We start from the raw sequence: 12,082 nt of genomic DNA on the forward strand, positions 1-12,082 counted from the left end.
CGGTCGACCGGCTCCGTCGTATCGATCACAGGCGCAAACGTGAGAGGAACCCGCGATGAGCAAGGTAGTCATGGATGTCTCGATGTCACTGGACGGATTCTCGGCCGGGCCGAACGTGCGGCCGGAGGCGCCGATGGGCGACGGCGGCGAACTGCTGCACGACTGGTTCCTCGGCACGGGCCAGCACAACGAGGTCGACGTCCGCGTTGGCGAGGAACTGAACGCGATGGTCGGCGCCGCCATCGTCGGCCGGCACACGTTCGAGCTCGGCCGCAAGCTCTGGGGCGGTACGCCGTGGCCGGCCACCCCGACCTTTGTCGTCACCCACCGGCCCAGGGCGGATCTCGCCGGGGACAACGGCGGGACGTTCGCCTTCGACGGGCTGGAGGCCGGGACCCGGCGGGCCAAGGAAGCCGCGGGGGACAAGAACGTGATGGTCCTCGGCGCGAACGTCGGCCAAAGCCTGCTCCGCGCCGGCCTGCTCGACGAGCTGTGGGTCCACCTCATCCCGCGGCTGCTGGGCGAGGGCACCCGGCTGTTCGACGGCTTCCAGGCCGAGCTGATTCCGGCGGGCGACTTCCTAGTCGGCTCCGTCCCACACCTGCGCTACCGCATCGGTTAGGTCTTGGCGGCGGGCTGATCGGAGGTCGGGATCAAGCCCGCTTGGCGGAAGAGGCGGCGCAGGTAGTGGCTGATGTCGTCGGGGCTGGGTTGTCCTGGTTCGAGGAGCAGGTGGTGGATGATCGCGCCGGTCATCATGTCGAGCAGTACGTCGAGGTCGGCGGTCGGGCTGAGTACGCCTTCGTCCTGCGCCCGGCGGAGCAATACGCGCGAGCGTTCGCGGCGGGGCAGCATGTGGTGGTTCCAGTACGCCGCGAGCAGCACCGGGTGGTTGGGCCCCGCGCCGAGCAGCCGGGCCGCGAGGGCGTGGTACCTCGGATCGGCCAGGGCCTGACCCCACTCGGGCAGCAGTGATTCGAGCACCTCGGGCAGATCGCCGCCCGTGGACGCGGCCACGCTCGGAAGGTCGTCGCGAACCTTCTCGATCGCATCCGCGAGCAGATCCTCCTTGCTCTTCCACCGCTTGTAGACGGTGACCTTCGCGACGCCCGCGCGTTTGGCGATGCCCTCCATGCTGGTCTGATCGATGCCTCGTTCAACGAGTAGGTCGACGGCGGCGGACAGGATCGCCGTGTCGGCCTGGGGGTCGCGGGGACGTCCCGGCCCTCGACGGCGCGGCGCTTCAGCGGTCATGCGCCCATCCTCGCGTGCAGCGTGCCGGCGAGCCACCGCCGCAACGCGCCGGGGTCATTGCCGCGCCAGGCGAGATGCCCGTCGGGGCGGATCAGCAGCGGCGACGATGGCGCGGCCTCGTCGTACAAAATGGCAATATCCGGGCCGAGTACCTCCACCAACGCGGTCAGGTCGGTGCCAGGCCGGGCGAGTAGGACCCAGGCGGGCAGCAGTTCCGCGTGCAGCCGGGTGGCGCTGCCGTCGGCGCGGACGCAGGCCCGGTCCGGAACGCGATCGCCCGGTCGCGGACGCGGGCCTCGACCACCGAGTGGGCCGCGCCGGTAGCTCACCCACAGCTGGGACGCCGTACGGGTTGCCTGGCGTTGCACGCGGGACGAGTTGAGGAGCGGTACGAAGATGCGGTCGCGTACGAACCGGGCCAGCGGGCTTTCGCCAACGAGGATCTTGGTGTTCGCCGTAGTGGTGCGAAGGACTTCGGTCGCGAGCGGGCGCCGTTCGGCGGCGTATGTGTCGAGCAGGGCGTGATCCGCCTTGCCGCGGACGACCATCGCGAGTTTCCACGCCAGGTTTTCGGCGTCGCCGATGCCGGTGTTCATGCCTTGGCCACCGATCGGGCTATGGATATGCGCGGCATCCCCGGCCAGCAGAATCCGGCCGCGGCGGTATTCGGCCGCGAGCCTGCGCTGAATACGGAAGACCGAGGTCCAGCTGGTCTCGCGGATGTGTACGTCGTTCTCGCCGGCCCGCTGGGGGAGGAGTTCCTCGAAGCGCGCGACGATATCCGCGTCGTCGAGACGCCGATCGACAGGCGGAACGTCGGCCATCAATCGCCAGAGGTCGTCCTTGCCGTCGGCGGCTCGCATCGGGATTGCCAGCAGCAGGCCGTCGCGGTGGAAGAACCCCGCTGAAACGGTCCTGTCGCGGTCCCAGTCGGCGCGAACGTCGGCCAAGAGAAACTGCTCCACGACCGGTACGCCGGCGAAATCGATCCCGGCGGCCCCGCGCACGGTGCTGCGGGCGCCGTCGCATCCGACGACCCACCCGGCCCGGATCTGCTGGCCGTCGGCAAACGTCACCGTCACCTTGTCGGCGTCCTGCGCTACGCCCGTGACGGTGCGATTCTGACCGACCTGCCCGCCCAGTTCGGCGAAGCGGCGTCGTAGTTGTTCCTCGATCCTGGCCTGCGAGACGAACAAGGCCTGCGTCGGCTCGCGCTCGTCCGGGGCGAACCGCATCGTGGCGATCGGCCGCGACTGAACGTGCATCCGCATCCCGACCGGGGCCAGCGAGTGGTCGCGAAGTTGTCCCATGGCGCCGAGTCGCTCAAGTACCTCGACTCCGCGTGCGTGCAGGATGTTCGCCCGCGAGGTCGTACTCGGCCCGTCGGCGCGATCCACGACCATCACCTCGACCTGCTGCGCGGCCAGTCCGACGGCCAGCGCCAACCCGGTCGGCCCGGCTCCAACGACCAGGACGTCCACAGTCTTCATACCGGCTCCTATTTCCATACGCAGACGACTGCATATTAAAATAGCACCATCAGCTGGGCTTATCAGAAGCGTTGTAAAGAGTGCGGTGGCCCGGGTGTTGTGGCGTCGATCGCATCCGCCGGGCCGCGCCACTCCCGCGAAGGAGCGAGCTCACTCTCACGGGTGAGGTCGTACGGGCCGGTTGGAGGAGAGGGTGAACCCGACCGTGCGATCCGGACGGTGTCGGTGTGAAAGGGGTTCGGCCAATGGGACTTCCACCAGGACAACGGCGTATCGAGGGGTTTCCGCGCTTCGGCACGCATCTCTCCAAGCCTGCCCCGGCCGTTCCGGCAGACCCGGTCATCGAGGTACGCGGTGCGGTGGCGGAGGAGTTCGACCTTCCACTCGCCTCGATCTGGGCCCTGCCGCGCAAGGAGCTCCCGGCCGACTTCCACTGCGTGGCCGGCTGGACGGCAACCGGCCTGCTTTGGGAAGGCGTGCCGTTCGAGACGTTCTACCGTGCTCTGGTCGAACCGGCGCTTTCGCCCGGTACATCGATCACGCACGTCATGTGCGGTGGACTCGACGGTTTCGAAGCTGCGGTGGCGATCGAGGACATCCTCGCCGATGACGTACTCATCGCCCAGAACCTCAACGGCCAGCCGCTGGACAGCGACCACGGAGCCCCAGTCCGCCTGGTCAGCCCCAGCCAGTACGGCTACATGAACGTGAAACACCTATCCCGCATCAACGTCCTCACCACGGCCCCACCCAACACCGACGGCCCCCTGCTCCGCAGCCACCCCCGAGCCCGGGTCTGGCAGGAAGAACGCCACGGCCTCCTCCCCGGCCGCGTCGTCCGCCCCTTCTACCGCCCCCTGATCAACCCCATCCGCCGCCTAAGCGCCCGCGGCTCCTCCACTCCAAACCCCTGATGCTCCTCGGAGCCGGCTTGCGGTCAGCAGGTGGAGTCGAGTCGCCAGCATGCGGGATCAAAGACGTCCGGGCGTTCGCGGCCGCGGTGGTGCAGGGTGCCACCAGGTGGAACCGTAAAGGTTTCCGGGCCTAGAGCAACGACCATCTCCTCATTGGTGATGTTCGTGTAGGTGCGATGCTCGACTTTGATGTCGTGCACTTCGACCAGCTCGTCCTCGGCCAACCGGAGCATCCTGGGCAAGCGCTCGCCGCGGCTGAGATCGACCAGTTGCAACTGCCGATCGCCTACCGAGTTGATCGACACGATCTGTGCTGGCGCCAAGCCCCGCGCATCACTGGAGATCACCTGACCGACCACGAGATCAGCTACCCGGATTTGGCCCATTCGCGCTCTGCTCCTTCTGGATTCGCCCAACGGACGTTTGCGACTGGCCGCTTTCGATATCATCCCGGGTGTTGATGTACTCGGCTTGCGCCGTACCGCCATAAATAGACTTCGTTCGGGATCAGCGCGTCGGAGGCGTTTCGACGGGGTCGGGAGGGCCTGCTGCGGAGGCGGGCGGCGGGTGGAATCGTTCGAGCGGCATGTCGTTCAGCGCGCCCTCCATGGCGGTGCGCCACAGCGGTCCGGCGGTGCCTGAGCCGGTTGGGTCGGTGATGTCGCGGCCGTCCAGCGTATGGCCGTACTGCAGGTTCGTGTACGGCAGGTTCGCGTCGGCCACTACGGCGGCCGCGGCGAGGTTGGGCGCGTATCCGGCGTACCAGACGGCCTCGTTGTCCTGGATGGTTCCAGTCTTACCTGCCAGATCCCACGGGCCGAAGTTCAGGCGGGCGCCGGTGCCACCTGGTTCCATCACGGCGCTGAGAACGCGGTTGACGCTGTCGGCCACCTCGGGCCCGAGTACCTGCCGGCAATCGGTGCCCGGCGTTTGGATCGGTTGACGAGTCTTGTCCTGTACGGACGTGACCAGGTGCGGGCGGCAGTACTTGCCCCGGGCCGCGAAGGTCGCGTAGGCGTTCGCCAGCATCAACGGCGTCACGTAGCCGACGCCGAGCGTGAACGAGATCACCTGGTCGAGCGGCTTGAGCGTCTGGGCGTTGTACATGCCGAGGTTGGCGGCGATCTGGGCCGGCCGGCAGAGACCGGTGCGCTGCGAGAGTTGCAGGAAGTAGGTGTTGGTCGAGTAGCGGGTCGCCTCGGTCAGGGTGAGGTTTCCGCTTCGGGTGGAGTTCCGCGGCTTGTAGTTCGGATCCTCGGTCGTGCCCGTGCAGGTCCTGAACTTCTTGCCGCTGAGGTCGATCTGCTCGGGCGAGTTGATCCGGTAGTTGAAGCCGATGCCCTTCTCCAGCGCGGCCGCGAGCGTGAACGCCTTCATCGTCGACCCGTTCTGGAACCCGCCGTAGCCGCCGGGATAGGACTTCTCCACGTTGTAGTTGTACGAAGTCTGGTTCTTGCCCCGGCCGTGCGGCTTGCTCTGCACCATCGCCTTCACCAGCCCGGTGCCCGGCTCGATGATCGTGATGGCGGCGATCGCGCTGTCGGTGCTCCGGCTGTGCTCCCGGATCGAGGCCTGCGCGGCAGCTTGAATCCTCGGATCGAGCGAAGTCCGGATGAGCAGGCCGCCGGTCTTGAGGTAGTCGGTCCGCTCGCGGACGCTCTTGCCGAGCATCGGGTTCTCCAGCAGCTTCGCGACGACGTACTCGCAGTAGAAGGGGTAACGGGAGCTGGCGCAGCCGTTCCGAACCTTCTGGACCTTGGTCAGGTCGATCACCGGCGCCTTGAGAGCGGCGCTGGCCTGGCTCCCGGAGATCAGGCGTAGTTCGAGCATCCGGTTGATCACGAGGTCGCGACGTTCCTTCGCCCGCTGCAGGTTGTTCGTGGGGTCGTACCCGGTCGGGTTCTTCACCAGGCCGGCCAGCAAGGCGGCCTGCGGCAGCGTGAGCTTCAGGGCCGAAGTCCGGAAGTAGTGCTGAGCCGCGGCCTGGACGCCGTACGTGCCGTCGCCGAAGTTCACCAGATTCAGGTACCGCTCGAGGATCTGGTCCTTCGAGAGTTGGCTCTCGACCGCGATCGCGTAGCGCAATTCGGTCAACTTGCGCTGGTACGTCACGGCGGTGGCCTGCCGTCGTTCCTCGGCCGTCGTGGCCTTGTCGAGAAGACTCTGCTTCACGTACTGCTGGGTGATGCTGGAACCACCCTGCTCGACCGTGCCCTCCACCTGGTTGTTGACCAGCGCACGCAGGGTGCCCTTCAAGTCAGCGGCACCGTGCTCGTAGAACCGCGCGTCCTCGATCGCCACGATCGCCCGCCGCATGATCGGACTGACCTGGCTCAACGCCACGGGAACCCGGTTCTGCTCGTACAAGGTGGCCACCAGACTGCCGTCGTCGGCAAGGATCCTGGTCCGGAGCGCCAGCGGTACGGTCTCCAGCTCAACCGGCAACCCCTGCACCGTCTCCAGCGCCTTGCCCGTACCAACTCCGGCAAGCCCCGCGAACGGCACAACCAAACCGGCCGCCAGCGCGCCCGCCAGCACGCTCAAGCCGAGGAACCCAATCACCGACCGAACCGCCCCACCAAACCCGCCACCAACGGCGCGCATATCCCAATACTAATCCCGCACCCCACCCCACTAACAGCCTGTAACGCGCCCCGATTGAGAGCCGCGGCAGCCTGATGCTGACGGTGACCACGCCGATCCGGATCCACCGCCGACGGCGGTGTGGTTCGGACCGCCACTGGCCGACATCGGGCGCTCCGACTCAGCGAGCGTTCGTTTGAAGGATGGTGTTGGTCACTGAATGCAACTATGGTGCAGGTGCATGGGGCTCACGGAAAGTGAGCTGGGGACGGGAGCGTGTCAGTGACACGCGTGCATCTGGGGTGGATATGGGTCGAAAACGTGGTTTCTTCGCGGAATTGCAACACCAGTCGGCGGTGGCGCAGCGGGATCGGCAGCGGGCACAAGCGGCGGCGGTGCGTGACCAGATTAGGGCGCAACGAGAGGCGGAACGGGCATACGCGGCGGCTCAACGAGCGCACTTGGCTGCGATGCGGGCCGATGAGAAGGCAGCCGCGGAAGCGGCGCGTGAGGCCAAACGACTTCACGTTGAGGCTCAGGAGTCAAAGGTCGCTGCGATGAACGCGAACCTCGAGCTGTCACTGTCAGAGATTGACAACATACTTGAGGCCACGCTGAAGGTTGACGACTATGTGGAGCTTGAGAGGTTGCGGAAGGTCGCTGAACATCCGCCCTTCGAGTCCCAGCATCAGCGCCCCATCCCGCCTCCCGCACCGATCGAGGCGCCGCCACCGCCAGTCTTCCAGGAGCCGGTTGCACCGAAAGGTCTCTCGGCGCTGGTCGGGAAAAAGAAGCACGCCGAGTCCGTAGCCGCTGCGCGGCTGGCCTTCAGTCATCAGTACCACCAATGGCAGACCTACTCTGCATCGATCCCGATGCGTCAGTTGGAACAGTTGACGGCGCATAAGAGCGCCGAGGACGAGCGTATTCGGAGGCTTGCGGCGGATCGCGCCCGGTATGACCAGGAGTGCGGGCGTCGCCAGCGGGAGGTTGATGCGGCCAACGCCGAACTAGACACGTTGATCCGGAATTACGAAGCGAGCACGCCCGAGGCTGTGTCTGAGTACATCGGGATCGTGTTCGGGAATTCCGTGTATCCAGAGGACTTTTCCTGGTCAGTCGACTATGAGTTCGATCCGGACGTCCAAGAGTTGCGGGTCAGCCTTGAATTCCCACCTCCTGGTGGCATACCGACGGCCCGGCAGTACAAGTACGTCAAGGCGACGGACGAGATCACCGAAGCCGTGCAGTCACAGAAGGAGCAGCGGGATCGCTACAAGTCGGTGATCGAGAACATGGTCCTGCGCACTCTGCACGAGGTCTGGGAATCGGATCGCAGCGGCAAGGTCGAGAGCATCTCGCTGGCGGGCGGGGTGCAGCACATTGATCCGGCCACGGGGCAGGACGTCTTTACGCCGCTCATAGCCGTCGCCGTGGATCGGCGGAAATTCTCGAGTATCGATCTGACCCGGGTTACACCCGCCGAGACTTTGAAGTACCTGAAGGCAGTGGTCTCGAAGAACCCGCACGCACTCGTACGTGTAGACACCTCAGCTGGCGTTCGCGGGCACTGATCACTCGGGGAGTGAGAGATGCAAGGTTTCCGGTTCAATGTCCCTCCGGCGTGGCCGGCTCCGCCTGACGGATGGGTGCCGCCAGATGGCTGGACCCCAGACCCATCGTGGCCGATGGCACCGTCTGGTTGGGAGTTCTGGGTTCCAGATGACAAGCCTCAAGAGAACCCGCACGCACCTGACCATCGCGCCGACAACGCGGCAATCGAATCAGGCGGTTCCCCTGCGCGTGGGGACAGGGCTCCCCGAAACGTCGAGGTAGCACCGGCGTTGGAATCTTCACTAGATGTCTCAGTCGATCCCAGCCTATTGGCGAACGAACTCAAGCGCCTGGAGGAGGTTCGGGCCGAAATCGAGACGGAGAAGAAGCGCCTTGCCGAATTGCGCGCGTCAGCGAGCGAGCTTCGGCGTCAAGGTGCTGCAGTCGTCGACGATGAGTCGCGGCATTCTATCGACGAGATTCGGGCGCAGTTGGTAGAGCTGGACGACGCATTGCTACTGCAGCAGGTTGGCATCTATGAGTACCACCACCCGCTGGAAAACGCCGACGCATACCGGGATCGGCTGGCCGATGTGCGCGAGCGGATAAAGACACGAGTACGTTCGAAGGAGGCGGTCCTCGCCTCTGACATGTTCTCGTACAACAACTCCCTGGCGAGGGGGCGGAAGATGACTTCCGATCTCGCCAAGTTGATGCTGCGCGCGTACAACGCAGAGGCGGACAACTGTGTCCGGTCCCTTAGAGCTGGCACCGTGGCAACCGCTAAGAAGCGTCTGGACGCATCGGTTCAGACAATCGCTACGCTCGGAAGCATGATGGAGATGCGGATCTCTCCGGAATATCACTCGCTCAGAGTGGAGGAGATCGAGCTCACCGCCGACTACCTGATGAAAGTTCAAGAGGAACGCGAACAAGCGCGCGAAGAACGCGAGAGGCTGCGAGAGGAACGCAAAGCCGAGCAGGAGCTTGCTGCCGAGCGTGAGCGTCTGAACAAGGAGCGGACGCACTACCTCAACGCGCTTCAATCCTTGAGAACTCAGGGCAAGTCCGCTGAGGCCGCCGATCTCGAGGCGAGACTGGGCGAGATCGACAAGGCCATCGAACTGAACGACTATCGAGCGGCAAATATTCGAGCAGGCTACGTCTACGTCATCAGCAACATTGGCGCTTTCGGCAAGGATGTAGTGAAGATTGGGCTCACGCGGAGGCTTGAACCGCTTGACCGAATCCGCGAGCTTGGCGATGCGTCCGTGCCGTTCCCGTTCGACGTACATGCCTTGTACTTCTCCGACGACGCTGTGACGCTCGAGAACGAGCTGCACACGGCCTTCGGTGATCGCAGGCTGAACCAGGTGAATCTGCGCCGGGAGTTCTTCTTCGCAACGCCAGCAGAGGTTCGGGAGACACTCGCCGTGAAGGTTGGCAACCTACTCGAGTTCGCGGAGGCGCCGGAAGCCACGCAGTACTTCCAAAGCCACGGAAGGTGGCCGGACCGTCTGCAGTGAAGGTGCTGACGACCGGCCTGTATGTCTGCCGACCGAACTTCGCCGTTTCCACCAAAGGTCGGGATTACCGAAGCAAGCACGCGCCGGGACAGCTTCGTGGAACGGTGGCGTAGGCAACCCGCAGATTGGTCAGGTCTCGGACGTCAAGTCTGAACAACCGTTCGAATCGGGCCGGACGGCCGCTCATGCGGAGATGTCGTCCCCGAAGCCGGCCCGCCTTCGGGGACGACCGCTACCGCGGTGGAGAACGGCGTAGTACGGGACAGATTGAGGAGCTCGGAGCGGCAACTATGTCAGTTAGCGCAAACAGCCACTGGCCGATGTCGGCTGGCTTGCCGTCGGCAACGTGAGAATGCGGAGCGCTAGCCCCTCGACGCGCGACCTCCACTCGCTGGCGGGAATCGCAAGAGAGGAACACGCGTCCTGCGCGCAGGCAGGAGTACGGGCGGTTAAGTTGTGGGTGCCGTGTGAGGAGGGATCCACCGGTCAAGGGGAGGCAGCGTGCAGCAGGACATGATCCAGGGCCGGGCGATGACGATCGAAGAGGTCTTCACCGGGCGCCAGTACCAGTTGGACAACTACCAGCGGGATTACACGTGGGGTCGCGATGACGTCCGTCGGTTGATCGATGACCTGCGCAAGAAGTTCATGGCGAACTGGAGCCTGGAGCATGACCGTGAAAAGGTTGCCAGCTACCAGCCGTACTTCCTCGGTCCATATGTCTATCACGATGAGGCTCACACAACCTTTCTCGTGGATGGACAGCAGCGGATCACCACGCTCCATCTCATGCTGATCTACCTGCGCGAGCTCCTCCGGGCGCAAGACCTCGATGACGAGGCCTCGAATCTCAGCGGCTTGATCCAGTCACGCAAGTTCGGCAAGGCGGTGTACACGCTCGATATCGCGGATCGCGGCCGGTTTCTAGCGGAGGTATTCAGCGAGCCGGACTACAGCTTGCCAGATAATGCAGCAGGCGACCTCCACCGACTCTGGGAGGGGGCTCGCGTGCTTCAGGAGGAGTTCCCGGACGAGCTCCGCGGTGACGCCCTGCCGTATTTTGTCGACTGGCTGCTAGACGGCGTCTGCATGGTGGGCATCCGAGCCGCGACCTCGGAGCAGGGCTGGGAGATCTACGAGTCGATGAACGACCGTGGTGTTCGCCTGGGGCCGATCGACCTGCTGAAGAGCTTCCTGCTGTCGCGGATCGAAGGCGAGAAAGGCGGCGCCGACAAGGTTTGGCGGCAGATGGTCTCTGACCTAGCGGGAATCGACGTGAATGCGCCCAGCGAGTTCATCAAGATCTTCCTCATCGGCCGCTACGCGGACGTCACTATGGAGGCAGGCGAGGCTCCGACCGACGTCGAGCGCATTGACGGGTCGTTCCATACCTGGGTCAAGGACAACGCGGAACGCCTCGGCCTGCATAGGTCGTCGGACTTCCAGCGGCTCATCAGCGACCTCTCCGAGTACTCCGATCGTTTTCGCACTGTTGCGGCTGCGGCTGCGGCCTACGACAGTGAACTCCAGAGTATTTTCTTCAACGCATACAACGGCATCAAGGCCCAGGCCGCACCGATCCTTGCCGCTGTCGACCCGAAGGATGACTCCAGTACCTTCAAGGCGAAGGCCAGACTGATCGCTGACTACCTCGATCTCCTGTTCGCCCGCCGCTCTGTGAACGATCTGCCGTCGTCGGGCATCGACAGTAGTGCCGCGCGCCTGGTCGAGAGGGTGCGTGGCGGTGTCAGCGTGGACAAGCTTCGAACGATCCTCGCCGAGGAGGTCGCCGCGCTCAACTATGACTTCAAGAGTATGAAGACCTATGGATTGCGCTCGAACAACAGTGGCCAGGTGCGCTACCTCTTGGCTCGTCTTACCGGGTTCGTCCAGACCGGCTGCAGGTTGAGCGACGACATGGCCGCCTACCTGGATGTCAGTCGCCCTTTCGAGATCGAGCACGTATGGGCCAACCACTTCGAGCGGTACCAGCCGGAGACCGGCACGCGCGCCGCTTTCGACTCCTACCGCAACCGCCTTGGTGCTCTGCTCCTCTTGCGGAAATCGGACAACGCCAGCTACCAGGACCTTCCCTACGAGAAGAAGGTCGATTACTACCAGCGGCAGAACCAGCTCGCCGGCTCGTTGCACACCAGCCACCGAGAGCGAAACCCGACCTTCAATAAATTTGCCAAGCAGCACAATCTCGACAGGCAACTTCGCGCCTTCGCGAAGTTTGACAAGAAGGCGATCGAAGAACGTCAAGTTCTGTACCAACGCCTGTGCGAAATCATCTGGAATCCGATGATGTTCGGCTCTCTCCCGGTGGTCGCCGCCCGCCGCCCGGACCCAACACGCACGCGGACCCGAGCACGCTACGACGTGACAGTCGCTGACCTCGTTACCAAAGGTCTGCTGCCTTCCAATGCCGAGCTGGTGGGCATACGTCGTGGTGAACGTTTCCACGCCCAGGTCCTCGCGGACGGCCGCATCCAAGTAGCCTCCGGGGAGACCTTCCAATCTCTGTCCGGGGCGGGAGAATTCGTGCTCCAGACCAAGGCATGCGCTGGCTGGAACTTCTGGCAGGCAGATGTCAACGGGGGTCTTGTGCGCCTTATCGATGTCCGGCGTGATGCGCTCGAGAAGGGACTTGTCTAACGTGTGCCCCGCCAGTGGCCAGCCAGCGAATCGTGACTATCTACTGTACGCCGATCAGCCGCTCGTCGATCTCAACCGGTCAGCGCCACAGTTTCGGGTGTCA

The 12,082-nt window shown here is 64.4% G+C and carries 9 protein-coding genes; 5 read left to right on the plus strand and 4 right to left on the minus strand.

Annotated features, from left to right (window positions below):
• Window positions 1-55 precede the first annotated feature (55 nt).
• Window positions 56-622 carry a dihydrofolate reductase family protein gene (locus ACFFGN_RS06130; RefSeq protein ID WP_380044332.1) on the plus strand — a complete coding sequence of 189 codons (567 nt, stop codon included), beginning with the start codon at window positions 56-58 and terminating at the stop codon, window positions 620-622.
• Here ACFFGN_RS06130 and ACFFGN_RS06135 read toward each other — a convergent pair.
• On the minus strand, window positions 619-1,254 hold the full coding sequence (locus ACFFGN_RS06135; RefSeq protein WP_380044333.1) for a TetR/AcrR family transcriptional regulator: 636 nt from the start codon (window positions 1,252-1,254) through the stop codon (window positions 619-621). The two genes, ACFFGN_RS06130 and ACFFGN_RS06135, sit on opposite strands and share 4 nt — an antisense overlap.
• On the minus strand, window positions 1,251-2,744 hold the full coding sequence (locus tag ACFFGN_RS06140; RefSeq protein ID WP_380044334.1) for an FAD-dependent oxidoreductase: 1,494 nt from the start codon (window positions 2,742-2,744) through the stop codon (window positions 1,251-1,253). The genes ACFFGN_RS06135 and ACFFGN_RS06140 overlap by 4 nt, the downstream gene beginning before the upstream one ends.
• Before the next feature lie 245 nt (window positions 2,745-2,989).
• Between ACFFGN_RS06140 and ACFFGN_RS06145 the strand changes: the two genes are divergently transcribed.
• Window positions 2,990-3,658, plus strand: a complete 669-nt coding sequence (locus tag ACFFGN_RS06145; RefSeq protein WP_380044335.1) for a molybdopterin-dependent oxidoreductase — start codon at window positions 2,990-2,992, stop codon at window positions 3,656-3,658.
• 23 nt (window positions 3,659-3,681) lie between these two features.
• Here the strand turns inward: ACFFGN_RS06145 and ACFFGN_RS06150 are convergent, their stop codons facing one another.
• Both ACFFGN_RS06150 and ACFFGN_RS06155 read right to left on the minus strand, forming a co-directional pair.
• Window positions 3,682-4,044: a hypothetical protein gene (locus ACFFGN_RS06150; RefSeq protein ID WP_380044336.1), complete on the minus strand. Its 363-nt coding sequence runs from the start codon at window positions 4,042-4,044 to the stop codon at window positions 3,682-3,684.
• Window positions 4,045-4,165: 121 nt separating this feature from the next.
• Entirely contained in the window at window positions 4,166-6,262 is a 2,097-nt protein-coding gene (locus ACFFGN_RS06155; protein ID WP_380044337.1) for a transglycosylase domain-containing protein, read from the minus strand.
• A 287-nt stretch (window positions 6,263-6,549) separates the two neighbouring features.
• Here ACFFGN_RS06155 and ACFFGN_RS06160 point away from each other — a divergent pair, with 287 nt between their 5' ends.
• The 3 genes from ACFFGN_RS06160 to ACFFGN_RS06170 all read left to right on the plus strand — a co-directional run bounded on the left by ACFFGN_RS06160 (window position 6,550) and on the right by ACFFGN_RS06170 (window position 11,979).
• Entirely contained in the window at window positions 6,550-7,815 is a 1,266-nt protein-coding gene (locus ACFFGN_RS06160; RefSeq protein ID WP_380044338.1) for a hypothetical protein, read from the plus strand.
• Between the two features lie 309 nt (window positions 7,816-8,124).
• Window positions 8,125-9,321 (plus strand): SNIPE associated domain-containing protein, encoded by a 1,197-nt coding sequence (locus tag ACFFGN_RS06165; protein ID WP_380044339.1) that lies wholly within the window; start codon window positions 8,125-8,127, stop codon window positions 9,319-9,321.
• 501 nt (window positions 9,322-9,822) lie between these two features.
• Complete coding sequence (locus ACFFGN_RS06170) at window positions 9,823-11,979, plus strand: GmrSD restriction endonuclease domain-containing protein (protein ID WP_380044340.1); 2,157 nt, start codon at window positions 9,823-9,825, stop codon at window positions 11,977-11,979.
• Window positions 11,980-12,082 lie beyond the last annotated feature (103 nt).

The sequence above is a fragment of the Kribbella deserti genome (genome assembly GCF_042434725.1).
In the GTDB taxonomy this organism is placed as follows: Bacteria; Actinomycetota; Actinomycetes; order Propionibacteriales; family Kribbellaceae; genus Kribbella; species Kribbella deserti.